We start from the raw sequence: 24,036 nt of genomic DNA on the forward strand, positions 1-24,036 counted from the left end.
TCGATTCTGTGCCGCGCCGACCGCTGCGACTGCGTACCGCCGAGGCCGACGCCGAGGTCCGCGCGGGGCTCGACCGGATCCGCGCCGAGTACTCGGTTCCCGGCCCGTTCCCGCCCGCCGTCCTCGCGGAGGCCGCCGAGTCCGCGGCGCCGTCCAACGGCCGTGCGGACCTGCGCGACGTCCCCTTCTTCACCCTCGACCCGCCCGGCTCCCTGGACCTCGACCAGGCGATGCACCTGCAGCGGCGCGGCTCCGGGCACCGGGTGCGGTACGCGATCGCCGACGTGGCCGGGTTCGTCCGGCCGGGCGGCGCCCTGGACGCCGAGGCCCGGGCCCGCGGCGTCACGCTCTACCTGCCGGACGCGACCGCGCCGCTGCATCCGCGCCGCCTGTCGGAGGGCACCGCGAGCCTGCTGCCCGGCCGGGAGCGCCCCGCCGTGGCGTGGACGATCGACATCGACGACGCCGGGCGGATCACGGACGTGGACGTGCGGCGCGCCCTCGTCCGCAGCCACGACCGGCTGGACTACGCGACCGCCCGGCACGACGGCGGCGACCCGCGGATCGCGCTGCTCGGCGAGATCGGCGAGCGGCTGATCGCGGCGGAGGCGGCGCGCGGCGGCGTGAGCCTGCCGCTGCCCGAGCAGGAGGTCGTGCACGCGAACGGCGGCTGGGCGCTGAAGCTGCGCGGCGACCTCGCCACCGAGGCGTGGAACGCGCAGATCTCGCTGCTGACCGGGCGGGCGGCGGCCCGGCTGATGCTGGACGGCGGGGTCGGGCTGCTGCGCACCATGCCGCCCGCGCCGGCGGAGGCCGTCGGGCGGCTGCGGCTGGCCGCCCGCGCGCTCGGCGTCGCCTGGCCGGGCGGCGCCTCCTACGGGGACATCGTCCGCGCCCTCGATCCGGCGCTGCCCCGGCACGCCGCGTTCCTGCACGACGCGGCGGGGCTGATGCGCGGCGCCGGCTACACCGCGTTCGACGGGGCGCCGCCGGGGCAGGCCGTGCACGCCGCCGTCGCCGCCCCGTACGCGCACGTCACCGCGCCGATCCGGCGGCTGGCGGACCGGTACGCCTCGGAGGTGTGCCTGGCCCTGGCTGCGGGACGCCCGGTGCCGGGCTGGGCGCGGGAGGCGCTGCCGGAGCTGCCCGAGGTGATGCAGCGGGCGCTGCGCCGGGGCGCCGACATCGACCACGCGTGCGTCGACCTCGTCGAGGCGCTGCTGCTGCGCGACCATGTCGGGGACGTGTTCGACGCCGTGGTGGTCGACGTGAACGGCGACCGGACGGGCGGGCGCGTCCAGCTGGTGGCGCCGCCGGTGTTCGGCCGCTGCGAGGGTGCGGATCTGCCGCTCGGCGAGCAGGTCCGGGTGCGGCTGGAGGAGGCGGATCCGGCCCGCCGCCACGTCCGCTTCTCCCGCGCGGCGTGAATCACGTCCGGTCAGCGGGGTGAGCGGCCCTCCCCGGGGAGGGACAGGCCCTTGTAGACCTGGAGGGCGTTGCCGCCGAGGACGAGGGAGAGCGTCTCCTCGTCCAGGCCGAGCGCGGCGAGGGCGCGGGCGTTGCGGGCGATGCCGGGGACGCCGGGCCAGTCGGTGCCGAAGATGAACTTGCGGGCGAGGCGCCGCAGGTCGTGCCGGGCGTAGTACTCGGGGAGCCGGCGGGGCGGGAGCCCGGACAGCTCGATCCAGACGGTGTCGCGGGACAGCGCGAGGAACGCCGCGGCGTCGTACCACCAGCCGCGCCCGCCGTGGGCGAGGACGAACGTCAGGCCGGGGAACAGCCGCAGCACGTCGTCGATCGGCGTGGGGTCGGCGTACCGGTTGGCCGAGCCGGGGAACGAGCTGGTCCCGCAGTGCACGACGACCGGGACGCCCGCGTCGCGGCACACCTGGTAGGCGGGGTACAGCTCGGGGTCGGCGACGCTGAACCCGCCGTGCACCGGGTGCAGTTTGAGGGCGGCGGCGCCGAACTCCAGCTGCCGCTCGACCTCGGCGTCGATCGGGTAGTGCAGGTGCGGGTTGACGTTGGCGATCGGCCGGAACCGGCGCGGGTTGTGCTTGAGGAGGGGGCGCAGGTCCTCGATGGGCTGCATGCCGGTGGTCCTGGGGCTGTACTCGCAGAGCAGGAGGGCGATGTCGACGCCCTCGTCCTCGAAGTAGGCGTCGACCCGTCCGGGGACGAGGGTCCCGTCGGCGTCGTAGAGGTCCTGCCAGGGGTGGGACGAGCCGAACTCCTCGGCCCACTGCCGCCAGGCGGGCGGCAGGGTCGGGAGCCGGGCGGTGTGCACGTGCGCGTCGATCAGCGGACGTCCGTCGAGCATGAACGCCTCCCGGTCAGGGCTGGACGAGGGTGAGCTCGGCGGCGTAGCGGCGCCCGTTCGCGACGTACATCGCGACCGCCTCGGTGTGCCATTCCTCGTCGATCCCGCCGGGCCTGGCCCGCGCCGGGATCCCGAGGGCGGTGTGCCCGGGCGGGACGGTCCCGCCCTCGGTCAGGACGGCGCCGGCGCCGACGACGCCGCGGGCGCCGACGCGGGCGCGGTTGAGGACGACCGATCCGGAGCCGACGAGGCAGCGGTCCTCGACGACGCAGCCCTCCAGGTGCGCGTTGTGGCCGATCACGCAGTCGGCGCCGATGACGGTCGGCCACCGCGCCGTGGTGTGCACGACGGTGCCGTCCTGGACGGAGGTGCGGGCACCGACGATGATCGTCCCGTAGTCGCCGCGCAGGACGGCGCCGGGCCAGACGGTGGCGTCCTCCCCCAGCGTCACCGACCCGATGACGGTCGCCCCCGGGTGGACGTACGCGGACGGATGGATGTCGGGTACCTGGTCTCCCAGCGCGTAGACGGCCATGCGGCGGAGCCTACCCGCGGCGTTTCAGGCGACGTCCACCGAGTCCCGCATGTCCACCGCGTCCTGCGCGCCCACCGAGTCCTGCTCGTCCAGCCAGGCGACGATGCCCTCGACGGCGGAGCGGCAGCTTCCGCAGCCGGTGCCGGCGCGGGTCTCGCGGGCGACGTCGTCGGCGGTGCGGGCACCGGCCTGCCAGCAGGCGCGGATCTGGCCCTTGCTGACGTTGTTGCACTGGCAGACGGTCGCGGCGTCGGGCATCCGCAGCGGCGACTCGGCCTCGGTGGCGGCGCCGACGCCGGGGAACAGCAGGCCGAGGCGCTCGGCGGGCAGCGGCGCCTCCCGGTCGTAGAGCTGGGTGAGGGTGCCGGCGGTGGAGGTCTCGCCGAGCAGGATCGCGCCGATCAGCCGGCCGTCCCGGATCACCGCCTTCTTGTAGGTGCCGCGCGTGGTGTCGGTGAACCGGACGACCTCCACGTCGTCGTCATCGTCGCCGAAGTGGGTCTCGCCCATCGAGGCCAGCTCGATCCCGGCGGCCTTGAGGCGGGTGATCTGCCGGGCGCCGGTGAACCGCGCCGCGGGGTCGGTGCCGGCGAGCAGGCCCGCGAGCACGCCGGCCTGCTCCCAGGCGGGCGCCACCAGCCCGTACACCTCGTCGCGGTGCTCGGAGCACTCGCCGATGGCGCGGACGGACGGGTCGGTGACCGACCGCAGCTCGTCGTCGACGATCACGGCGCGGCCGATGGCCAGGCCGGCGTCGCGGGCGAGCGCGACCTCGGGCCGGACTCCGCAGGACAGGATGACCAGGTCGGTGTCGATGACCTCGGTGCCGCCGCCGGGCAGCGCCAGTTCGACGCCGGTGACCACGCCGCCGCCGGTGCGCAGGCCGGCGACGTTGGCCTGCAGCCGGGTGCCGATGCCGAGGGCGGCCAGCGTGCGGGCGAGGACCTTCCCGGCGGCGGGGTCGAGCTGGCGTTCCATGAGGTGCCCGGCCAGGTGCAGGACGGTCACGTCCAGGCCGCGGCCCATCAGCCCGCGGGCGGCCTCGATGCCGAGCAGTCCGCCGCCGACGACGACGGCGCGGCGGGCCGTGTCGGCCAGTTCGGAGATGCGGCGGCAGTCGTCCAGGGTGCGGAACACCAGCGCGCCCTCGGGCAGGCCGTCCTCCAGGCCCGGCATCGGCGGGATGAACGCGGTGCTTCCGGTCGCGAGGACGAGCGTCCGGTAGGGGGTGACGGTGCCGTCGGTGGCGTGGACGGTCTTCGCGGCGCGGTCGATGCGGGTGACCTCGACGCCGAGCCGGGCGTCGACGCCGTGGGAGGCGTACCAGGCGGCGTCGACCAGGCTGATGTGGTCGGGCCGCGTCACCCCGGCGAGGACGTTGGACAGCAGCACCCGGTTGTAGGGGCGCTGGGTCTCCGCGCCGATCACCGTGACCGGTGTCGCGGCGTCCCGGGACCGCAGCTCGCCCACGAACCGCGAGCCGGCCATGCCGTTCCCGACGACGACGATGCCGGCGTCCTGTCCGGGGTTCACCGTTTCACCTCCAGCGGAAGGGGTTTGATCTGGTCGCGCTCGACCTCGAACGCGATGCTCGGGTCGGGGGTCTGCGGGGCGTTGACGAAGGAGACGAACCGGCCGAGCCGGTCGGGGTCGTCGAGGGTGTCGCGCCATTCGTCGGAGTAGGCGGCGACGTGGCGTTCCATGGCGGCGTCGAGGTCGGCGCAGATGCCGAGCCGGTCGTCCACGATCACCTCGCGGAGGTAGTCCAGGCCGCCGTCGAGGGACTCCAGCCAGCTCGCGGTGCGCTGCAGCCGGTCGGCGGTGCGGATGTAGAACATCAGGAACCGGTCGATGTAGGTGATCAGCTCTCCGTCGGAGAGGTCGGTGGCGAACAGGTCGGCGTGCCGGGGCCGCATGCCGCCGTTGCCGGCGAGGTAGAGGTTCCAGCCGTTCTCCGTGGCGATGACGCCGAAGTCCTTGCTCTGCGCCTCGGCGCACTCGCGGGCGCAGCCGGAGACGGCCGACTTCAGCTTGTGCGGGGCGCGCAGCCCCCGGTAGCGCAGTTCGAGGCGGATCGCCATCGCGGCGGAGTCCTGGACGCCGTAGCGGCACCAGGTGGACCCGACGCACGACTTCACGGTCCGCAGCGCCTTGCCGTAGGCGTGCCCGGACTCGAACCCGGCGTCCACGAGCCGCCGCCAGATCTCGGGGAGCTGCTCGACGCGGGCGCCGAACAGGTCGATCCGCTGCCCGCCGGTGATCTTGGTGTAGAGGCCGAAGTCGCGCGCGACCTCCCCGATCACGATGAGCTTCTCCGGGGTGATCTCCCCGCCGGGGACGCGCGGGACGACCGAGTAGGTGCCGTTCTTCTGCAGGTTGGCGAGGAAGTGGTCGTTGGTGTCCTGCAGCGCCGCCTGCTCGCCCTCCAGGATGTGGCCGTTGCCGAGGCTGGCCAGGATGGACGCGACGGCGGGCTTGCAGATGTCGCAGCCGCGGCCCGTCCCGTGCTCCTCGACGAGCTGGGTGAAGCTGGTGACCTGCCCGGCCCGGACGATGTCGAACAGCTCGGCGCGGCTGTAGTCGAAGTGCTCGCAGATGGCCTTGCTGACCTCGATCCCGGCGGCGGTCAGCTCGGCGTCCAGGATCTTCTTCACCAGCGGGACGCAGCTGCCGCAGCTCGTCCCCGCCCTGGTGCAGTCCTTGACCGCGGGGACGCCGGTGAGGGAGTGCTCGGCGATCGCGCAGCGGATGCCCTCGGCGGTGACGTTGTTGCAGGAGCAGATGACGGTCGCGCCGGGCAGGTCGCCGCCGGCGGTCTCGGTGCCGCCGAACAGCATCTGCTCGGGCGCGCCCGGCAGGCTTCCGCCGACGTAGGCGCGGAGCGTCGCGTACGACTCGGCGTCGCCGACGAGGACGCCGCCGAGGAGCGTCTGCGCGTCGTCGCTCACGACGAGCCTCTTGTAGATCCCGGCGACGGGGTCGGTGTAGGTGACGCCCAGGGCTCCCTGGTCGGGGCCGGCGAACGGGTCGCCGAAGCTGGCGACGTCAACGCCCATCAGCTTGAGCTTGGTGGACATGTCGGCGCCGTCGAACACGGCCGTGCTGGTCTCGGACAGCAGCCGGTCGGCGACCACCTCGGCCATGGAGAAGCAGGGCCCGACGAGCCCGTACACCGCGCCGCCGACGAGCGCGCACTCACCGATCGCCCAGATGGCGGGGTCCTCGGTGCGGCAGCCGGCGTCCACGACGATGCCGCCGCGCTCCCCCACCGGCAGGCCGCAGCCGCGGGCCAGTTCGTCGCGGGGGCGGATGCCGGCGGAGAACACGACGACCTCGGCGTCGATCGCCTCGCCGTCGGCGAGGACGACGCGCCGGACGGAGCCGTCCTCGCCCGCTTCCAGGGCGCGCATCGGGGTGCCCGCGTGCACGGCCATGCCGAGCGCCTCGATGTGGCGCCGCAGCATCGCGCCGCCGCCCTCGTCCAGCTGCCGCGGCATCAGCCACGGCGCGACCTCGACGACGCCGCTGCGCAGCCCGAGTCCCTGGATCGCGCGGGCCGCCTCCAGGCCGAGCAGGCCGCCGCCGACGACGGCGCCGGTCGCCTTGTCACGGGCGTACTCGCGGATGGCGTCCAGGTCGTCGATCGTGCGGTACACGAACACGCCGGGCAGGTCGCGGCCCTCGACCGGCGGCACGAACGGCGAAGACCCGGTCGCCAGGACGAGCGCGTCGTAGGGGACGGCGCGTCCCGCGGAGGTGGTGACGGTGCGGGCGGCGCGGTCGATCGCGGTGACCCGCTCGCCGGTGTGCACGGCGACCTCGCCGCCGTGCGCCGGGTAGGCCAGCTCGGCGCCTTCCAGGTGCGTCGTCAGCGCCACCCGGTCGTAGGCGGTCCGGGTCTCCTCCCCGATGACGGTGATCGTCCACGTGGCTTCGGTGTCGCGCTCGCGGAGGGCCTCCACCAGGCGGTGCGCGGCCGGTCCGTGGCCGGCCACGACCAGCCGTCTGTCCGGTTTGCTGTCGGCTCCCATGAGCCCCGATCCTCGGCGGCCCGTATTTCCCGTGTGGATCCCGGACGTCACCCACGCGTTAACTGGCCCTCACCGCCGTCTCGTCCCGGAGGTGGGGCCGGGCGGGGCCGGGACACCATCGGAACAGGAGGGTGAGGCGATGTGGCGGATCATCGGAGTGTCCCTCGTCGGAACGGGCGCCTTCCTGGTCGCCGCCGGCGCGCTCACGCGGTTCTACGTCGCCCCGACGCTGATCGGCGCGCCCGCAGACGTTTACCAGGTGACGCGGCTGAAGGCCGAGAACGCCGCGTACTTCGACGCCGCCGCGGCCGTTCCGCGCACCGGCGCGACGGTCGTGGCGACCAACACGGTCAGGGGCGATCCCGGCTCGGCCCATGGCGGCGTCGCCGTCTGGGACTCCGGCACCGTGGTCCAGGACATCGCGGGGGGCACCACGATCGAGATCCAGAAGCAGCGCTACGCCTTCGACCGCCGGACCGGGGAGCTGCGGAACTGCTGCGGCGCGGCGGTGCAGGGCGACACGGGGGTCCGCATGTCGGGGGTCGGGCTGTTCTGGCCGGTGAACCCGCGCAAGCAGGGACTGGAGCTGTTCGACCCCGAGACCCGGCGGACCTGGCCGGTCGCGTTCGACGGGGAGGAACGCGTCGGCGGCGTGCTCACCTACCGCTTCGTCCAGCACGTCCCGGAGACGAAGGTCACCGGCGAGCTTCCCGCCGTGCCGGGCGAGCTGCTCGGGCGCCGCAAGGGGAGCGCGGCCGTTCCCGTCGACCGCTACTACCGGGCCGACGCCACGTTCTGGGTGGACCCGCGGACGGGCGCGCCGGTCGACCAGCGGCAGCGGGTGCTGTCGACGCTGCGGCCGAGGGAGGGGCCGGGCCGGCTCGTGGTCGCGGACCTGACCCTGCGGATGACGCCCGAGTCGCGGCGGGCGCTGGCCGCTCGGTCCGCCGACGGCGCCGGGAAGATCCGGCTGCTGCGGACCGTCGGGCCCCTCGCCGCCGGCGGCGCCGGCGTGCTGCTTCTGCCGGCCGGGCTGCCGCTGACGGTGCGGGGCGGGCGGCGCGCGGCCCGGCACCCGTCGCCCTCGTGCACCATGGAGGGGTGACGGAGGTTGCGGGGAGCGCAGAGGTTGCGGGGAACGAGGCGGGGACCGGGCTGCGGATGCTGGCCGACCTCGTCTCGGACGGCGATGTGGTGGTGCTGAGCGGGGCGGGCCTGTCGACCGAGTCGGGCATCCCGGACTACCGCGGGGAGACCGGGCGCAGGCGCCGCGCGGAGCCGATGACGTACCAGGCGTTCACCGGGAGCGAGGCGGCGCGCCGCCGCTACTGGGCGCGCAGCCATCTCGGCTGGCGGCACATCGCCCGGGCCCGCCCGAACGCCGGGCACCGGGCGGTCGCCGAGCTGCAGCGGCGCGGGCTGCTCGCCGGGATCATCACCCAGAACGTCGACGGGCTGCAGCAGGCGGCCGGCGCGGACGGCGTGATCGAGCTGCACGGCGCGCTGGACCGGGTGGTGTGCCTGTCCTGCGGCGAGCGGACCCCGCGCGGGCGGCTGGAGGAGCGGCTGCGCGACGCCAACCCGGGGTGGGAGGCCCGCGCCGGTGCGATCAACCCGGACGGTGACGCGGTCCTCGGAGACGAGGCCGTGGAGGCGTTCCGGGTCGCGGGCTGCGAGCGGTGCGGCGGCCCGCTCAAACCCGATGTGATCTTCTTCGGGGAGAACGTGCCGCCGGGCCGCGTCCGGGACTGCTACGCGCTGACCGAGCGGGCGGGCGCGCTGCTGGTGCTCGGGTCGTCGCTGACGGTGCTGTCGGGGTACCGGTTCGTCCGGCACGCCGCCGGGCACGGCGTTCCGGTCGCGATCGTCAACCGGGGCGCGACCAGGGGCGACGAGCACGCCCTGGTCACGCTGGACGCCCCGCTCGGCGCGACCCTGGGCGCCCTGCTGGGCGAGCTGGCGGCCTGACGCCGGCGGTTCAGTGCCCGCCGCCGCCGAGCAGCGAGGTCGCGGCCGGGGCGGGGGTGTGCGGCTGGCCGGGGTTCCCGGGCGGGGGCGCGTCGGTGATCGCCGGCGGGTCCGGGAGGGTGTCGCCGGTGACGAAGCCGGTGCCCTCCAGCAGCCTCATGTGGGTGCGGACGAACTTCTCGCACTCCTCGGCGAACTGCCGCACGAGGGTGTTGCGGGTGCTGCCGCGGACCGCCGCGATCGCCGGGTAGATCTGGCCGTGCGCCATGCGCAGCCGCAGGACGGCCGTCCGGTCGTAGTTGTCGCCGGTCTTGCCGGTGATCTCCGACATCCAGCTCTGCTGGTCCGCGGTGGGCCGGTCGGGCAGCGGGACGTTCAGCCTCGCGGCGACGTTGCGGTCCAGCTCGTCCAGCCGGACGTGCTGGCGGGCGATCTCGCCGAGGTTGCGGCGGGTCGCGGCGCGGGAGGCGCGCTGCTCGGCCTGCCGGCCGACGGGGATCTCCCACAGCCCGGCCTGGCGGACCTTCACGACGAGGTTGCGGTCGGCGGGGCCGAGCGGGCCCCACTGAGTGTCGACGGTGGATTGGGCCGCGTTCTCGGCGTTCACCTTCGGCGCCACCGCGCCGCCGTCGGCGGCCTGGCGGCCCACCGCTGTGCATGCGCCGAGCAGCAGCACCGCGGCCAGGCCGCACGCCGCCGCGACGACAGGTCGGGGATCTCGCATCCGCCGCCGCCTTTCGGTCGAGGAGAAGGGCTCAGTGCAGCAGTACGCGCGTCGGCGCGGCGGGGTTCGGCGGGCGGCCGACCGGATCGGGCCGGGGGCCTCAGGTCCAGCCGAGCTGCGCCAGGCTGGTCACCGGGGGCTCGCCGCCGGCGTCGGTGAAGGCGCGCAGGGCGGCGACGAGGGCGTGCCGCTGCCCGGCCGGCATCCGGGACACGACCTCGGCGATGTCGGCGCGGCGGCGGGCGGTCACGTCGTCGACGATGCCGCGCCCGGCGGCGGTGAGCTGGATGCGGATCTCGCGGCCGCTGTCCGGGCTGGCCTGCCGGTCCACCAGCCCGGCGGCGGCGAGCCGGTCCACCATCCGCATCGCGGTGGACGGGTTGACCTCCAGCAGCCCGGCGAGCGTCACGAGCTTGGCCGGCCCCTGCGAGGACAGGACGACGAGGAGCCGGAACTGCGGCAGCGTGACGGCTCCCTCCACGGCGGACAGGGAGCGCACCGAGATCGCGACCAGCAGCCGGGACGCGGTCAGCAGCGCCGAGGTGACCTCGTCGACGCCGGCGTCCCCCTGCTCGCTCATGACGACTTTCTACAATGCGGGGCCCGGGGCGCGCCAACGGGCCGGCGGGACCTCGACGCGGTGGCCGGACGCCTCCAGGACGGGGATGTGCAGCGCGGCGTTGGCGGCGCCGGGTGCGAGCGCGGCGATCCGGGCCCACAGCGGCAGCGAGCCCATCGTGTAGTGCGCGGGCGGCCGGATCCGGCCCCTGTAGTGATGGGCGAGGAACTCGGCCTTGGAGGTGGCCCTGTCGCCGTTGACGGGGCAGTCGCCGCGGCAGCCCTTGCACGCGGTGATCCGGGCGGCGCCCGCGCGTGTCCGGGGGCGCCGCCCGGATGGTCAGCCCGTCCGCTTCCGGACGAGGGCAGCGAGGTCCATGCGGGCGAGGCCGCGCAGGCCGGGGCGCTGCGCCAGGGCGGCGACGGCGATGACGGCCAGCGCGGACCAGGCGAAGGTGGCGGGCCGGATCTCGGTGTGGAACGCCATCAGGTCGCTGTTGAAGGCGCCGAGGAACGCGCCGGTGGCGAGCCGCCCGGCGATCAGCCCGGGGACGGCTCCGGCGGCCACGACGAGGAGGTTCTCGGCGGTGACGAGCCGGGCCAGCCGGCGCCGCCCGACCCCGACGGCGCGCAGGGTCGCCAGTTCGGTGCCGCGTTCGGCGAGGTTGACCGACAGGGTGGCGAACAGGACGGTGAAGGCCAGCAGCCCGCCGAACACGAGCATGACCGCGACGAACACGTAGAACAGGTCCATGTAGTCGCCCATGGTCTTCCTCAGCGCCTGGGAGTCGGTGTAGGCGACGACGCCGGGCACGGCCGACAGGGCGCGCTCGACGGCGGCGCGGTCGGCGCCGGGGTCGAACTGGACGAGGACGCTTCCGGGTTCGGTGTCCGGCGCCCACGCGGCGACCTGGCCGAGGTCGGCGTAGGCGAAGGTGCCGAGGGGCTCGTCGACGAACCCGGCGACGGTCGTGGTGACCGTCCGGCCGTCGCCGAGGCGCAGGCCGACGGGGTCGCCGGTGCCGACGCCGAGCCTGTCGCGCAGCGCCGCTCCGATCAGCGCGCCGTGCGCGGGCAGCGGGCGCTCGCCGCCGCCGGGGGTGAGGAACCGGTGCATGCGGGTGCCGGCGGGCAGCCCGACGACGGTGGTGGAGTAGCCCTTGTCCCCCGCGGTGATGGTGACGGGGACCTGCGCGGACGGCTCGGCGGCCCGCACCCCCTGCGTCGCCGACAGCGCCTTGAGGGTGGCGCCGTCGAGGGGGCGTCCGAGGGTGATCTCGGCGTCCTGCCGCTGGATGTCGTCGAACTGCCGGGACACGGTGGCCTGCGAGGAGTCCAGCACCCCCCAGGAGACGAGGATCAGGACGAGCGCGAGGACGACGCCGGCCATCGTGTAGAGGGTGCGGCGGAACTGGCGGGTGGGGCCGCGCAGCACCAGCCACGCGCCCGCGGGGAGCCGTCCCGCGGCGGGCACGGCCCGCTGCAGCCGGGCGAGCGGCCCGCCTCCCCCGGTGGACGGGACGGTGCCGCGCATCGCCTCGGCGGGCGGGACGCGGGCGGCCGACACGGCGGGGGCGAGTGCGGCGAGCGCGCCGGCGACCACCCCGAACGCCAGCCCCGCCGCGACCGTGGACGCGCGGACCGACACCAGCGTCTCGGGCAGGCCGATGGCGTCGCCGTACAGGCGGGTGACCGATCCGGCGAGCAGCAGCCCGGCGGCGACGCCGGGGACGGATCCGGCGAGGCCGACCGCGACACCGGTCATCAGGTAGTGCGTCACGACGGTCCGGCGGCGGAACCCGCTGGCGCGCAGCGTCCCGATGACGACGCGGTCGCGCGCCACCCGGCGGGTCAGCACGACGTAGACGGCGACGCCGGCGGCGGCGAGGAACAGCAGCGGGAACATCACGGCCAGCTCGGAGAACCCCTTGATGTCCTCGGCGAGGGTGGCGTTGCTGGGCTGCTCGGCGCGGGTGACGGCCGCGCCGGCGCCGTGCCCGCGCGCGGCCGCGGTGAGGGCGGCGTCCAGCCGGCCGGCGTGGTCGCGTCCCGCCGCGGTGTAGTAGACGTCGACCTGGTCGGGCTTCTCCGTTCCGGCGATCTGCCGGGCCAGCGGTTCGGGGACGAACAGGACGCCGAACGATCCGGGCGCGGGAAGCACGTCCTGGCGGCTGGAGGCGGGCCACAGGTACTCGGGTGAGGACACGGTGCCGCGCACGCCGAGGCTCCGCCAGGCGCGGCCGTCCCACACCGACACCGCGGCGCCGGGCTTCAGGTGGGCGTGGCCGGCGATGTGCCTCTCGGCGAGGACGCCCGTGGGATCGGCGGTGTCGAGGTACCGGCCGCTGAGGACCTTGACCCGGTCGACGGCGGGCTGGGTTCCGGCGGGGAGCCCGACGACCCGTCCGACGAGTGTGGCGCCGTCCGGCATGCGCATCGGCACGTCCGCGACGGTCCGGACGCCGGCCGCCTCCACGCCGGGGCGGGCCTCGGCCTGCTCGGCGATGGCCGCGGCGTCGCCGCCCGAGAGGGTCAGGTCCGCGAACCGGTACTTCTGGAAGAGCGCCTGGTAGCCGGCGTCCAGGTTCCTGTAGGCGTCGTAGGACGCGCCGAACAGGGCGACGCCGAGCATCACCAGCACCACCACCGACACCAGCTGCCCGGGGCGGCGGCGCAGGTCGCGGCGCAGTTTGACGTTGAGCGTGCTCACCAGGCCACCTCGTCGGCGATAGCGGGCGCGGCGGTGGCGGTCACCTCGACGACGCGGCCGGAGCGCATCCGCACCACGCGGTGGGCGATGGAGGCGATCGCGGCGTTGTGGGTGACGACCAGGACCGTCCGGCCCTCCCGGTTGAGGTCCTGCAGGACGCGCAGGACGCCGCGCCCGGTCTCCAGGTCCAGCGCGCCGGTCGGCTCGTCGCACAGCAGCAGCGCGGGGTCCTTGGCGATCGCGCGGGCGATGGCGACGCGCTGCTGCTCGCCGCCCGACAGCTGCGCCGGGAAGTGCCCGCCGCGCTCGGCGAGCCCGACCGCGGCCAGCGCCGCCTCCGGCCGCTCCCGGTCGCGGCTGCCGGTCAGCTCCGCGACCAGCCGGACGTTCTCCAGCGCCGTCAGCGACGGGACGAGGTTGAAGAACTGGAAGACGAAGCCGACGGTGTCGCGCCGGTAGGCTGTGCGGGCGTCCTCGTCCAGGCCGGAGATGTCGCGGCCGCCCGCGATCACCTCGCCCGCGGTGGCGGGCTCGATCCCGCCGATGAGGTTGAGCAGGGTCGTCTTGCCGGAGCCGGACGGGCCGAGCAGCACCGCGAACTCGCCCTGCCGCACCTCCAGGTCCACGTCGCGCAGCGCGCGGACCTCGGCGTGGCCGCTGCCGTAGGTCTTGCCGGCGCCGCGCAGCAGCACCGCCGCCGGCGCCCCGCCCTCAGGGCCGGTGTCGTGCCGGGCGGTGTCATCCCGGACGGTGTCGTCCCGGACGGCCGCCGGTTCATGGCCGTGACGCGTCATCGTCGTCTCCTTCGTCGTCGCCGGATGGGGCGCCGGACGGGGCACCGGGAAGTCCGCCGGACGGCCGCAGCAGGGCGATAAGCCCGGCCGTGGATCCGCCGGCGGCGGTGTCGGGGTCGATCAGCACGTGCATGAGCAGCCCGTCCAGGAGCGCGCTGAACACGACCGCCAGGCCGGCGGCGTCGGCGTCGGCGCGCAGCAGGCCCGCGGCCTGGTTCTCCGCGAGCCGGGCGGCCAGCAGGTCGCGGAACATCCGGATCTGCCGCCGGGTCTCCTCGCGCAGCTCCTCGTCGCGCAGGCCGTGCAGCATCGCCTCCACCAGGACGCGCTGGCCGGGCGCGCCGGGTCCGCGGCCGACGAGGTCGCGGACCGCGCAGGCGACGCCGTCCAGGGCGTCCTCGGACCGCAGGATCGCCTCGACCGGGCCCTCCAGCTCCTTCTCCACGGCGTGCATCACCGCGGCCCTGCGGAGCGCGTCCACCGACCCGAAGTAGTAGTGCACGAGCGCGTTGTTGGCCTGCGCCCTGTCCGCCACCACCCGCGAGGTCACCGCGGCCCAGCCGCTCTCGGCCATCACCGCGACGGCCGCCTCCAGCAGCCGTATCCGCGTGGGCACCTGGTCGCCCTCCATCACGCCCCCGTCTCTTGGTCGCCCGCTTTAAGCAAGCGCTTAAGCGGAGGGTACGGCGAATCATTGCATGATGCAAGAGTCGATGCGGGGGCGGGGCGCCGCGGGCATGGGCGGGCGCGTGCGGGGCAGGTGCCCAGGGGGTCCGTCGAGGAGGCGCACATGAGGGGCAGGAGGCCGCAGGCGCGCGGCCCCGCGGTCGCGCGGGCGGGCGCGCGGGGGCTGGTCGCGGCGATGGCGATGACGGGGGTGCGGACCGTGACGGCCGCGGTCGGCCCGCACGAGAAGAGCCCGCCGGAGGCGATCGTCGAGCGGCACGTGCCGGTCGTGCGCCGGCTGCCGGAGCCGTACCGGGAGGCCGCGACCGAGCTGGCGCACTGGGCCTACGGCGCGGTCGGCGGCGCGGTGTTCGGGATGCTGCCCGCCGGGTTCCGCCGGCACCCGGCCGCGGGCCCCGCCTACGGCCTGGCGGTTTGGCTGGGCTTCGAGGCGGGGATCGCCCCGCTCCTCGGCGTCCGGCACGTCCGCGAGCGCGGCGTCGCGTGGCGGGCCGTCGTCGCGCTCGACCACGTCCTGTACGGGATCGTTGTGGCCGGGCAGCTGGCGCCGGAGCGCCCCCGCCCCTGACTGGGAGGGGGGCGCCCCGGGCGGTCAGGCGTCGCGGCGTTTGAGGAGGACGGCGGCGAGGGCGAGGAGCGCGGCCGTCCAGAGGGCGAAGACCCCGTACCCCTGCCAGGGCGTCAGCAGGTCGTCGGGGCCCTGGTGGGCCTTGGCGATCAGCGTGCCCGCCTCGGAGGGCAGGTAGGCGTGGACGTGGTCGCCGATGCTGCCGGGCAGCAGCGCGGCGAGCGGCGCCAGCACGAGGACGAACCCGATGACGCCGGTGATGCCGCCGGCGGGGTGCCGCACGATCGCGCCGATGGCGAGCGCGAACAGCCCGAGCATCGCCAGGTAGAGGCCGCCCCCGATGACGGCGCGCAGCACGCCCTCGTCGCCGAGGGAGACCTGCACCTTGTCAGCCAGGATCGCCGCGCCGATGAAGAACGACGCGAACGACACCGCGACGCCGAGGACGAGGACGACCAGCGCGAACACCAGGGCCTTGGCCCACAGCATCGGCAGCCGCCGCGGCACGGCGAGCAGGCTCGCGCGGATCATGCCGGTGGAGTACTCGGAGGCGATCACCAGCACGCCGAGGACGCAGACGGTCAGCTGGCTGAGGAAGAACCCGCTGCCGAGGATGGTGCTGACCGGGTCGGCGGTGATCTGGGCGCGGTCGCCGGCGTCGGCGTTGTCCCACTGCCCGACGGTGAGGCCGATGAACAGGGCGGTGAACCCGAGGTCGAGGACGACCAGCAGGATCAGCGACCACAGCGTGGACCGGACCGTGCGGATCTTCGTCCATTCGGCGACCATGAGCCGCCCGAAGCCGGGCCGGTCGTGGCCGGCGGGCTCCGCGGCGGGCGTGGCGGTGGCGGTGGTCATCGGGACTCCCCCTCCTCGGCCGGGACGGCGCCGGGGACCGCGCCCGGGACGGGCCCGGGGACGGGTCCGGGGACGGGTCCGGGGACGGTTCCGGCACTGGGCGCGCCGGCGGCGCCGTACTCGACGCTGTCGCGCGTCAGCTCCATGAACGCCGACTCCAGGGAGCCGCGGCTCGGGGTGAGCTCGTGCAGGACGATGCCCTCCGCGGCGGCCAGTTCCCCGACGCGCGGCGCCTCCATGTGGGTCACGGTGAGGAGCCCGTCTCCGCCCGGGGCGGCCTTGCCCCCCTCGGCGGCGACGACGCCGGCGAGCCTGCCGGCGTCCGGGCTGCGCACGATCACCGTCTTCTCGGTGCTGCGCTCGATGAACTCCTCGGTGGAGCAGTCGGCGATCAGCCGGCCGCGGCCGATGACGATGAGGTGCTCGGCGGTGACGGCCATCTCGTTCATGAGGTGGCTGGAGACGAACACGGTGCGTCCCTCGGCGGCGAGCCGCTGCATGAGGGTGCGGATCCAGACGATGCCCTCGGGGTCGAGGCCGTTGACGGGTTCGTCCAGGATCAGCACGGACGGGTCGCCGAGCAGCGCGGCGGCGATGCCGAGCCGCTGCCCCATGCCGAGGGAGAAGCCGCCGGCGCGCTTGCGGGCGACGCCGGTGAGGCCGACGAGCTCGACGACCTCGTCGACGCGCTTCTTGCCGATCCCCTGCGTCTGGGCCAGGCACAGCAGGTGGTTGTAGGCGCTGCGGCCGGTGTGCACGGCCCGCGCCTCCAGCAGGGCGCCCACGACGCGCATGGGCGCGTTCAGGTCGCGGTAGTGCCGGCCGTGGATGCGGGCGTCGCCGCGGTCGGGCCGGTCGAGCCCGAGCAGCAGCCGCATGGTGGTCGACTTCCCGGCCCCGTTCGGGCCGAGGAACCCGGTGACCCGCCCGGGGACGACCGTGAACGACAGGTCGTCCACGGCGGTCTTGTCGCCGTAGCGTTTGGTGAGGTTCTCCGCCTCGATCATGCCTCGTCCCGGCTCGCGTCGTGCAGATGTCGGTGATCGGGATCACAGTAGCGCGGCCGGCGGGGCCGCCGGATCCTCCTGGAAGCCGATCCGTCTACGACCTCGGTAGGGGGCCGGCGGCGCGTTGTGGCACCGGCGCCGACCCCGGGAACGGCGAGACGCCCTCCCGGCGGGAGGGCGTCTCGTCCCGGGGATGTCAGGCGGCGACGCCGTCGGCCGCGTTGACGTCCTTGTGGAACCGCTTGTGGACGTACAGGCGCTCGCCGAGCGTCTCGCAGCGCCACCACAGGCCGCTCGGCGGCCCGATCCGGGTGCCGCGCGGAAGCTCGCGAAGGACCTCGTTGACGGGGGTCATGCGCATCCGCCCGGACCGGCACACGAGGATGCGCCGGTCGGTGACGACGACCACGCGGTAGGCGTTGGCGAAGATGATGATCCAGTACGAGAGCAGGGCGAAGTACTGGCTGGTGGTCTGGGCGCCGAACACCGCCTGGATGTTCTCGCCCGGCTGCAGGACGTGGGCCGCGTTGGCGCTCATCTTGTCGCGGATGGCCACGGTCGGGACCTTTCTCGGGTTCCAATGGGAGCCCGACTCTCGACCTCACGGTCGCCGGGCGCCCCGATTGTGCCATCGGATCCTGGTACCTCGCGACGGTTTCGCATCATTGGTCGGCTTTGGGTCTTCGCAGCTCATCGAGCGGACCGGGGGCCGCCCCCGCCGCCCTGCTCCTCGGTGCCGCCACCGCGGCCTGCCGCGTCACCCCCCGGGTTCCTGAGGCGCCCCGCAGCCCGTCCTGGTCCGCCTGGCGACGTCCCGGGTGAACCGCACCCTGTCCGCACGCCGGGCCGCCCGCCGCCGGGCCGCCTAGGCGACGGACGAGTACGCGACCACTCCGCGGCGCATGGCGTCCATGGCCCGCCGGGCCGTCTTGCGGAGATGGCTGTTGGGGGGTGCGGCGTCGGTGACCTGGCCGAGCAGGTCCAGGAGCTGCTTGACGGCGCGGACGAAGTCGCCGGCGGTCAGGTCGCTCTCCAGCAGCACCTCGTCGAGGTCGTCGCCCTTGGCCCACCGGTAGGCGGTCCACGCGAACCCGAGGTCGGGTTCCCGCAGGAACGACACCCGGTTGTCGCGTTCGACGGCGTCGAGCTCGCCCCACAGCCGCACCATGGCGGCCAGCGCGTCCTGGGCCCGCCCCGTGGGGGTGCGGGGCGGGGCGGCGTCGTCGGGCTGCCGCGACTCGTACACGAGCGCCGACACGCACGCGGCCAGCTCGGCGTGGTCGAGCTTCTCCCACAGGCCCTCGCGGAGGCTCTCGGCGGTGAGCAGGTCCAGCTCGTTGTAGATGCGGCCGAGGCGGCGGCCCTCGTCGGTGACGGAGTCGCCGTCGAGGTAGCCGAGCTGCTGCAGGACGGCGCAGACACGGTCGAACGTGCGGGCGATCACCTGGGAGCGGCCCTCGACGCGGCGGCGCAGCTGCTCGGTCTCGCGGTCGAGGCGGTGGTACCGCTCGGCCCAGCGGGCGTGGTCCTCGCGCTTGTCGCAGCCGTGCACCGGGTGGCGGCGCAGGTCGGCGCGCAGCCGGGTGATCTCGGCGTCGTCGGGGGCGGCGGAATCGCCGCGCGAGCGCCTGCGTTCGCGGACGTCGTCGGGGACCTTGTTGCGCAGCGTGGACGCCAGGTCGCGGCGGTCCTGCGGGTTTCGGGGGCTGAACGACTTCGGGATGCGGATCCGGTCGACGGGCTCGACGGCGCGCGGGAAGTCCTGGATCGACAGCCGCTGCACCGACCGGTTGACGGTCAGCACGAGCGGCGCCGGGCCGTCGGAGCGGCGCCCGACGCCCGGGTCCAGCACGACGGCGAGGCCGGAGCGCCGCCCGGACGGGACGAGGATCACATCACCGGGCCGCAGGTGCTCCAGCGACCGGGCGGCCTCGGCGCGGCGGGCGCCGGCCCGCTCCCGGGACAGCTCCGACTCCCGGTCCGACAGCCGCCGCCGCATCGCGGCGTACTCCATGAAGTCGCCGAGGTGGCACTGCGCCGCCTCGGCGTACCCGTCGAGGGCCTCCTCGTTCTTGCGGACCTGCCGGGCCAGGCCGACGACGGCGCGGTCGGCCTGGAACTGCGCGAACGACTCCTCCAGCAGGGTGCGGGCGCGTTCGAGGCCGACGGCGCCGACGAGGTTGACGGCCATGTTGTAGGACGGCCGGAAGCTGGAGTTCAGCGGGTAGGTGCGGGTGCCGGCGAGCCCGGCGACCGACGCCGGCTCGACGTTCGGGCCCCACACCACGACGGCGTGCCCCTCGACGTCGATGCCGCGCCGCCCGGCCCGCCCGGTCAGCTGCGTGTACTCGCCGGGGGTGAGGTCCACGTGGGCCTCGCCGTTCCACTTGTCGAGCTTCTCGATCACGACGGTGCGGGCGGGCATGTTGATGCCGAGCGCGAGCGTCTCGGTGGCGAACACCGCCTTGATCAGCCCGCGGGTGAACAGCTCCTCGACGATCTCCTTGAACGTCGGCAGCATCCCGGCGTGGTGGGCGGCGACGCCGCGCTCCAGGGCGTCCAGGAAGTCGCCGTAGCCGAGGATCCGCAGGTCCTCCGGGGCGATGTCGGCGGTGCGCAGGTCGGTGTGCGCGCGGATCTCCTCGGCCTCCTCCTTGGAGGTCAGCCGGATCCCGGCGTGCAGGCACTGCAGGACGGCGGCGTCGCAGCCGGCGCGGCTGAAGATGAACGTGATCGCCGGGAGCAGCCCGGCGCGTTCCAGCCGCTCGATCACGTCGGGCCGGGCGGGCGGCCGGAACCGCTGCGGGCGCGGCGCGCGGCGGCGGCCGGTGCGGCGGCCCTGGTTGACCTTGGCGCGCCGGACCTCCTCCACCGCCATCCGGGTGAGCTGCGGGTTCAGCCGGGCCTGCCGGTCCCTGCCCTTGCCGGTGTCGACGAACAGGTCGTACAGGCGGGTGCCGACCAGCATGTGCTGGAACAGCGGCACGGGACGGTGCTCGTCCACGATCACGGCGGTGTCGCCGCGCACCTCCTGCAGCCACTCGCCGAACTCCTCGGCGTTGCTGACCGTGGCCGACAGCGCCACGATCCGCACCGAGTCCGGAACGTGGATGATCACCTCTTCCCAGACGGCGCCGCGGAACCGGTCGGCGAGGTAGTGCACCTCGTCCATCACGACGAACGCCAGCCCGGCGAGGGTCTGCGACCCGGCGTACAGCATGTTCCGCAGGACCTCGGTCGTCATGACGACGATCGGGGCCTCCCCGTTGACGCTGTTGTCTCCGGTGAGCAGCCCCACCTTCTCCGGCCCGTACCGGCGGACGAGGTCGGCGTACTTCTGGTTCGACAGCGCCTTGATCGGCGTGGTGTAGAAGCACTTGCCGCCGCCGGTGAGGGCGAGGTGGACGGCGAACTCCCCCACCACCGTCTTCCCGGATCCGGTGGGGGCGGCGACCAGCACACCGCTGCCGTCCTCCAGCGCCTGGCACGCCTCGAGCTGGAACGCGTCCAGCTCGAAGTCGTACAGGGTGCGGAAGTCCAGCAGGGCCGGGCCTTGCCCCGCGGTGCGCCTGCGGTAGGCGGCGTACCGCTGGGCCGGGGTCTGTTCGGCCGACGCCGTGTCGGGGGAGGTCATGCTTCGAGCCTACGGTTTCGACCGGCCCGATACCCAATCAGACGGCGCGGTCGCCCTTCTCCAGCTCCGCGTCGATGCGCTCCAGGTCGAGCGGGGACGCCTCGTCATCGGACAGCCCCTCGTACGGGTCGGGTTCGCGGGACAGCCGGCGGTCGTGGACGAACGCGATCAGCTCGGCGACCTCGAACAGCACGATCGTCGGCAGCGCCAGCGCCAGCATCGTGAACGGGTCCTGGCTGGGGGTGGCGACCGCGGCGAACACGAACACCCCGAAGATCAGCATCCGCCGGGAGCGGCGGAGCCGGTCGTGGGTGAGGATCCCGACGAGGTTCAGCATCACGACGAACAGCGGCAGCTCGAACGTCAGCCCGAAGATGAACAGCATCGCCTGCGCGTAGCCGAGATAGTCCTGGACGCCGACCAGCACGGTCGTGTCGCCCGGCGCGAGCCCGATGAAGATCTTCAGGCCCTTGTCCATCGTCAGGTACGCCAGCGCGCCGCCGGCCACGAACAGCGGCACCGCCGCGGCCAGGAACGTGTACGTCCAGCGGCGCTCCCGCTGGTACAGGCCGGGCGCGACGAACGCCCAGATCTGGTACAGCCAGATCGGCGACGACAGGATCGCCCCGACGATCAGCGCGACCTTCAGGTGGATGAAGAAACCGTCGAAGATCCCGTGCACGACCAGGTCGCACTTGTTGTTGAGGCAGTGCTCCGGCGGGATCCGCGTGTAGGGCTGCTTGAGGAAGTCCCAGATCGGCGGGAAGAAGATCCAGCCGACGAGCGCGCCGGCGACCAGGCCGAGGATCGCCTTGATCAACCGGTTCCGCAGCTCACGGAGGTGCTCCATGAGGGGCATGCGGCCGTCGGGGGCGGCGTCGCGCCTGCTCAGCTTCATCGTGGGCATTCAGGCTCGGTGTTCGGCGGCAGAAGGGGGCGGTGGAGGGCCGGGATCAGCCCTTGTGGATCCGGCCGGGGTCCGACACCGGCACACCCTGGATCGGCTCGCCCGAGCCCAGCGCGCCGCGGGGACGCTGACCGCCGTCGCCGGCCGCCTCGCGCTCCAGCCGGGCCGCCTCCTCGCGCAGCCGCGCCGCCTTGTCCCGCGCGTCCTCGCCCGCCGCGGCCTGCGCCGCGTCCCCGGCGTCGCCGGACTTGCCGGACTTGCCGTCGTCTTCGTCGTGCAGGCCCTTGGTCTCGGCCTTCAGGATCCGCGCCGACTTGCCCAGCGACCGCGCCAGCTGCGGAAGCTTCGCCGATCCGAACAGCAGCAGGACGACCGCCAGAATGATCAGAATCTCGGTCGTGCCAAGTCCAGCCATGTCAATCCTCTTCAGCAGGGGCCCTGTCAGGACGATCGTACGCCCTCACCCGGGGTTGTGACGTTCGAGCCTCGTCGAGGCGGGCCAGTTCATCGCGCAGCGCCGAGTGTTCCGGTTCCAGCCGCCGCCTGGTGCGTTCCAGTTCACGGCCGAACCGCCGCACCCCCAGCCACACCTTGAAGGCGCACCAGGCGAGCACGGCCAGGCCGGCGAATCCGAGCGACACCGCCACCGACACCCACGCCACACCCGTCACGGTATCCGATCTCAGCTCATGCCGTAGCGGGCCAGCGCCCGCGCCGCGTCCTGCCGCACCCCCGCCGCGACCGGCTCCGGCGCCACGACGCGGCCCTGGTCGCCGAGCCGCAGCGCCAGCCCCCGCACCCAGCGGGCGTCCGGGGTGCGCAGCACGACCCGCAGCCGCCCCTCCCCGAGCTCCTCCACGCTCTCGCACGGGTAGTAGTCGGCGACCCACCGGCCGCGGGGGGACAGCTCCAGCGTCACCGCCTCGTCCTGCGGGGAAGGGCGGAACAGGCCCGCGTCCACGTCGATCGGCTCCGCCTCGTCCGGCACCTGCGCGGCCACCTCCAGCACGGCCAGGTCGGCGATCCGGTCCAGCTTGAACAGCCGCACCGCCTCCGCCCGCCGGCACCACCCCTCCAGATAGGTGTTGCCCTCGACGACCAGCAGCCGCATCGGGTCGACGTCGCGTTCGGTGTTCTCGTCCCGCGCCGGCACGTAGTAGGTGAGGTGGACGCGGCGGCCCGCCGCGATCGCGTCCCGCAGCAGCGCGACCGCGGTGCGGGCCGGGTCGGCGGTCCCGCCGCGGGCGTCGACCTCCACCGCGACCTGGCTGGACACCGCCGCGGCCGTGCCCGCCGCGCTCTCCAGCTTGGCGATCACGCGGCTGAGCGCGTCCCGGTCGTCCAGCCCCGGGATCCCGGCCAGCATCCGCAGCGCCACCAGCAGCGCCGACGCCTCGTCGACCTTCAGCCGCAGCGGCCGCGCGATCGACTCCGCCTCCGCCACCGTGATCTCCCCGCCCTCGTAGGACAGGTCGATCGGGCAGTACGGGTCCGGCGCGCGCAGCTCCACGCACCACAGCAGGTTCAGGTCGTCGATCAGCTGCTTCTGGGTCACCCCGAACGCGGCGGCCGCCTCCTCCAGCGCCACCGAGTCCCGGTTCACCACGTACGGGACGAGCGCCAGCAGGCGCCCGAGCCGGTCCGTGGACGTCGTCGCCGCCGTCTTCGCCGCCGACTTCGGCGTCGCCTTGGCCGTCATCGTCCGTTCATCTCCCCGCGCTCGCCGTGCCCGGCCTCCGGGTGCGGCCCGGCCGCCGCCAGCACCGACTTCAGATGCTGGATCACCGCCTCCCGCAGGTCCGGCGGGTCGAGCACCACCACGTCGTCGGCGAACCGCGCCAGATACGGCGCGAACCGGTCCGCGTCCCGGAACGTCAGGACCGCCTCGTCCCACTCCCCGTCCCACGCGCCCGCCTCGACCGGCCGGACGTCCCTGGCCCACCGCCGCGGGCCCTGCGCCGCGCCCCGCCGCAGCCGCACCGTCGCCGGCCGCGGCTCGCTCACCGGGTCGCCCCAGTCGAACGCGATGCGCCGCACGTCCACCCCGTCCGGGACGGTCACCGACCCGGCCGGGCCGTCCGCCGCGACCTCACCGGCGATCCGGCTCAGCCGGAACACCCGCTGCTCGTCGCGGTCCCGGTCGAACCCGACCACGTACCAGCGGCCCCGCCGGCTGACCACGCCCCACGGCTCCAGATGCCGCCGCGCCACCGACGTCCGCCCGATCCCCTGGTAGTCGAACGCGACCGGCCGGCCGTCCCGCACCGCCTCCCACAGCGCCGCGAACGCCGGCTCGTGGGTGTTCACCCGCGGCTCGATCCCCACCGCGGCCGGCACATCGGTCTCCACCCCGGCCGCCCGCAGCTTCAGCAGCGCACCCGACGCCGCCTCCGCCATGCTGGCCCGCTGCCACACCCGCGCCGCCAGGCCGAGCACCGCCGCCTCGTCCGGCGTCAGATGGATGTCGGGCAGCTCGTAGGCCTGCGGCGGGATCCGGTACCCGATCTCCTCACCGCCGCCGCCCTGCTGGTCGCTGCCCACCTCCAGCGGGACGCCGAGCTCGCGCAGCTCCTCCTTGTCCCGCTCGAACATCCGCTTGAACGCCTCGTCGGAGTCCGGGTAGCCGGGCACCGCCCGGCGGATCTGCTCGGCCGTCAGATAACGCCGGGTGGCGAGCAGGCAGACCACCAGGTTCAGCAGCCGCTCGGTCTTGCGCCGCGACACTTCGCCACCAC

General features: G+C 74.5%; 23 protein-coding genes. 4 read left to right on the forward strand and 19 right to left on the reverse strand.

Annotated features, from left to right (window positions below; translation table 11 throughout):
• The first annotated feature begins 8 nt into the window (after positions 1–8).
• Complete coding sequence (locus ACQPZP_RS23415; protein ID WP_433471870.1) at positions 9–1,427, forward strand: RNB domain-containing ribonuclease; 1,419 nt, start codon at positions 9–11, stop codon at positions 1,425–1,427.
• Between the two features lie 11 nt (positions 1,428–1,438).
• Here the strand turns inward: ACQPZP_RS23415 and ACQPZP_RS23420 are convergent, their stop codons facing one another.
• From ACQPZP_RS23420 to nirB, 4 genes are read right to left on the reverse strand one after another with little or no spacing between them, the layout of a single operon-like run.
• Entirely contained in the window at positions 1,439–2,320 is an 882-nt protein-coding gene (locus ACQPZP_RS23420; RefSeq protein ID WP_433471871.1) for an amidohydrolase family protein, read from the reverse strand.
• A 13-nt stretch (positions 2,321–2,333) separates the two neighbouring features.
• Entirely contained in the window at positions 2,334–2,855 is a 522-nt protein-coding gene (locus ACQPZP_RS23425) for a gamma carbonic anhydrase family protein (RefSeq protein ID WP_433471872.1), read from the reverse strand.
• 24 nt (positions 2,856–2,879) lie between these two features.
• Positions 2,880–4,388 (reverse strand): FAD-dependent oxidoreductase, encoded by a 1,509-nt coding sequence (locus ACQPZP_RS23430; protein ID WP_433471873.1) that lies wholly within the window; start codon positions 4,386–4,388, stop codon positions 2,880–2,882.
• On the reverse strand, positions 4,385–6,886 hold the full coding sequence (gene nirB, locus ACQPZP_RS23435; RefSeq protein ID WP_433471874.1) for a nitrite reductase large subunit NirB: 2,502 nt from the start codon (positions 6,884–6,886) through the stop codon (positions 4,385–4,387). Before nirB ends, ACQPZP_RS23430 begins: the two co-directional genes overlap by 4 nt.
• Before the next feature lie 139 nt (positions 6,887–7,025).
• Here nirB and ACQPZP_RS23440 point away from each other — a divergent pair, with 139 nt between their 5' ends.
• Together ACQPZP_RS23440 and ACQPZP_RS23445 are read left to right on the forward strand one after the other, a co-directional pair.
• On the forward strand, positions 7,026–7,991 hold the full coding sequence (locus tag ACQPZP_RS23440) for a DUF3068 domain-containing protein (RefSeq protein ID WP_433471875.1): 966 nt from the start codon (positions 7,026–7,028) through the stop codon (positions 7,989–7,991).
• 56 nt (positions 7,992–8,047) lie between these two features.
• On the forward strand, positions 8,048–8,854 hold the full coding sequence (locus ACQPZP_RS23445) for an NAD-dependent protein deacetylase (protein WP_433479663.1): 807 nt from the start codon (positions 8,048–8,050) through the stop codon (positions 8,852–8,854).
• Positions 8,855–8,864: 10 nt separating this feature from the next.
• Here ACQPZP_RS23445 and ACQPZP_RS23450 read toward each other — a convergent pair whose 3' ends face one another.
• The 6 genes from ACQPZP_RS23450 to ACQPZP_RS23475 form a co-directional block, all read right to left on the reverse strand.
• Positions 8,865–9,578, reverse strand: a complete 714-nt coding sequence (locus tag ACQPZP_RS23450) for a DUF4142 domain-containing protein (RefSeq protein WP_433471876.1) — start codon at positions 9,576–9,578, stop codon at positions 8,865–8,867.
• 100 nt (positions 9,579–9,678) lie between these two features.
• Entirely contained in the window at positions 9,679–10,158 is a 480-nt protein-coding gene (locus ACQPZP_RS23455) for a MarR family winged helix-turn-helix transcriptional regulator (protein WP_433471877.1), read from the reverse strand.
• Positions 10,159–10,167: 9 nt separating this feature from the next.
• Complete coding sequence (locus ACQPZP_RS23460) at positions 10,168–10,314, reverse strand: hypothetical protein (protein WP_433471878.1); 147 nt, start codon at positions 10,312–10,314, stop codon at positions 10,168–10,170.
• 162 nt (positions 10,315–10,476) lie between these two features.
• Positions 10,477–12,846 (reverse strand): FtsX-like permease family protein, encoded by a 2,370-nt coding sequence (locus ACQPZP_RS23465; protein ID WP_433471879.1) that lies wholly within the window; start codon positions 12,844–12,846, stop codon positions 10,477–10,479.
• Complete coding sequence (locus tag ACQPZP_RS23470) at positions 12,843–13,640, reverse strand: ABC transporter ATP-binding protein (protein ID WP_433471880.1); 798 nt, start codon at positions 13,638–13,640, stop codon at positions 12,843–12,845. Before ACQPZP_RS23470 ends, ACQPZP_RS23465 begins: the two co-directional genes overlap by 4 nt.
• Positions 13,621–14,256 (reverse strand): TetR/AcrR family transcriptional regulator, encoded by a 636-nt coding sequence (locus tag ACQPZP_RS23475; RefSeq protein ID WP_433471881.1) that lies wholly within the window; start codon positions 14,254–14,256, stop codon positions 13,621–13,623. The genes ACQPZP_RS23470 and ACQPZP_RS23475 overlap by 20 nt, the downstream gene beginning before the upstream one ends.
• 174 nt (positions 14,257–14,430) lie before the next feature.
• Here ACQPZP_RS23475 and ACQPZP_RS23480 point away from each other — a divergent pair, with 174 nt between their 5' ends.
• Positions 14,431–14,895: a hypothetical protein gene (locus tag ACQPZP_RS23480; protein WP_433471882.1), complete on the forward strand. Its 465-nt coding sequence runs from the start codon at positions 14,431–14,433 to the stop codon at positions 14,893–14,895.
• Positions 14,896–14,919: 24 nt separating this feature from the next.
• Here ACQPZP_RS23480 and ACQPZP_RS23485 read toward each other — a convergent pair whose 3' ends face one another.
• The 9 genes from ACQPZP_RS23485 to ACQPZP_RS23525 form a co-directional block, all read right to left on the reverse strand.
• Positions 14,920–15,753 (reverse strand): ABC transporter permease subunit, encoded by an 834-nt coding sequence (locus tag ACQPZP_RS23485; RefSeq protein ID WP_433471883.1) that lies wholly within the window; start codon positions 15,751–15,753, stop codon positions 14,920–14,922.
• Positions 15,750–16,760 (reverse strand): ABC transporter ATP-binding protein, encoded by a 1,011-nt coding sequence (locus tag ACQPZP_RS23490; protein ID WP_433471884.1) that lies wholly within the window; start codon positions 16,758–16,760, stop codon positions 15,750–15,752. The genes ACQPZP_RS23485 and ACQPZP_RS23490 overlap by 4 nt, the downstream gene beginning before the upstream one ends.
• 196 nt (positions 16,761–16,956) lie before the next feature.
• Positions 16,957–17,316: a hypothetical protein gene (locus ACQPZP_RS23495; protein ID WP_433461424.1), complete on the reverse strand. Its 360-nt coding sequence runs from the start codon at positions 17,314–17,316 to the stop codon at positions 16,957–16,959.
• Between the two features lie 309 nt (positions 17,317–17,625).
• Positions 17,626–20,394 (reverse strand): DEAD/DEAH box helicase, encoded by a 2,769-nt coding sequence (locus ACQPZP_RS23500; RefSeq protein ID WP_433471885.1) that lies wholly within the window; start codon positions 20,392–20,394, stop codon positions 17,626–17,628.
• Between the two features lie 37 nt (positions 20,395–20,431).
• Positions 20,432–21,292 (reverse strand): twin-arginine translocase subunit TatC, encoded by an 861-nt coding sequence (gene tatC / locus ACQPZP_RS23505; RefSeq protein ID WP_433471886.1) that lies wholly within the window; start codon positions 21,290–21,292, stop codon positions 20,432–20,434.
• Positions 21,293–21,347: 55 nt separating this feature from the next.
• Complete coding sequence (gene tatA / locus ACQPZP_RS23510) at positions 21,348–21,716, reverse strand: Sec-independent protein translocase subunit TatA (protein WP_433471887.1); 369 nt, start codon at positions 21,714–21,716, stop codon at positions 21,348–21,350.
• A gap of 1 nt (position 21,717) precedes the next feature.
• Positions 21,718–21,963, reverse strand: coding sequence for a hypothetical protein (locus ACQPZP_RS23515; protein WP_433471888.1), 246 nt, complete (start codon positions 21,961–21,963; stop codon positions 21,718–21,720).
• 20 nt (positions 21,964–21,983) lie between these two features.
• Positions 21,984–23,000: a helix-turn-helix transcriptional regulator gene (locus ACQPZP_RS23520; RefSeq protein WP_433471889.1), complete on the reverse strand. Its 1,017-nt coding sequence runs from the start codon at positions 22,998–23,000 to the stop codon at positions 21,984–21,986.
• Complete coding sequence (locus ACQPZP_RS23525; RefSeq protein ID WP_433471890.1) at positions 22,997–24,025, reverse strand: helix-turn-helix transcriptional regulator; 1,029 nt, start codon at positions 24,023–24,025, stop codon at positions 22,997–22,999. The genes ACQPZP_RS23520 and ACQPZP_RS23525 overlap by 4 nt, the downstream gene beginning before the upstream one ends.
• Between the last annotated feature and the right edge of the window lie 11 nt (positions 24,026–24,036).

The organism is Spirillospora sp. CA-142024 (assembly GCF_050942325.1).
Lineage (GTDB): Bacteria > Actinomycetota > Actinomycetes > Streptosporangiales > Streptosporangiaceae > Spirillospora.

Coding starts and splice junctions, on each gene's coding strand:
- ACQPZP_RS23480 (WP_433471882.1), top strand. CDS start 14,431: ATGAGGGGCAGGAGGCCGCAGGCGCGCGGCCCCGCGGTCGCGCGGGCG.
- ACQPZP_RS23420 (WP_433471871.1), bottom strand. CDS start 2,320: ATGCTCGACGGACGTCCGCTGATCGACGCGCACGTGCACACCGCCCGG.
- ACQPZP_RS23445 (WP_433479663.1), top strand. CDS start 8,048: ATGCTGGCCGACCTCGTCTCGGACGGCGATGTGGTGGTGCTGAGCGGG.
- tatA (WP_433471887.1), bottom strand. CDS start 21,716: ATGGCTGGACTTGGCACGACCGAGATTCTGATCATTCTGGCGGTCGTC.
- ACQPZP_RS23490 (WP_433471884.1), bottom strand. CDS start 16,760: ATGATCGAGGCGGAGAACCTCACCAAACGCTACGGCGACAAGACCGCC.
- ACQPZP_RS23450 (WP_433471876.1), bottom strand. CDS start 9,578: ATGCGAGATCCCCGACCTGTCGTCGCGGCGGCGTGCGGCCTGGCCGCG.
- nirB (WP_433471874.1), bottom strand. CDS start 6,886: ATGGGAGCCGACAGCAAACCGGACAGACGGCTGGTCGTGGCCGGCCAC.
- ACQPZP_RS23500 (WP_433471885.1), bottom strand. CDS start 20,394: ATGACCTCCCCCGACACGGCGTCGGCCGAACAGACCCCGGCCCAGCGG.
- ACQPZP_RS23440 (WP_433471875.1), top strand. CDS start 7,026: ATGTGGCGGATCATCGGAGTGTCCCTCGTCGGAACGGGCGCCTTCCTG.
- ACQPZP_RS23455 (WP_433471877.1), bottom strand. CDS start 10,158: ATGAGCGAGCAGGGGGACGCCGGCGTCGACGAGGTCACCTCGGCGCTG.
- ACQPZP_RS23460 (WP_433471878.1), bottom strand. CDS start 10,314: ATGGGCTCGCTGCCGCTGTGGGCCCGGATCGCCGCGCTCGCACCCGGC.
- tatC (WP_433471886.1), bottom strand. CDS start 21,292: ATGAAGCTGAGCAGGCGCGACGCCGCCCCCGACGGCCGCATGCCCCTC.
- ACQPZP_RS23470 (WP_433471880.1), bottom strand. CDS start 13,640: ATGACGCGTCACGGCCATGAACCGGCGGCCGTCCGGGACGACACCGTC.
- ACQPZP_RS23485 (WP_433471883.1), bottom strand. CDS start 15,753: ATGACCACCGCCACCGCCACGCCCGCCGCGGAGCCCGCCGGCCACGAC.
- ACQPZP_RS23520 (WP_433471889.1), bottom strand. CDS start 23,000: ATGACGGCCAAGGCGACGCCGAAGTCGGCGGCGAAGACGGCGGCGACG.
- ACQPZP_RS23425 (WP_433471872.1), bottom strand. CDS start 2,855: ATGGCCGTCTACGCGCTGGGAGACCAGGTACCCGACATCCATCCGTCC.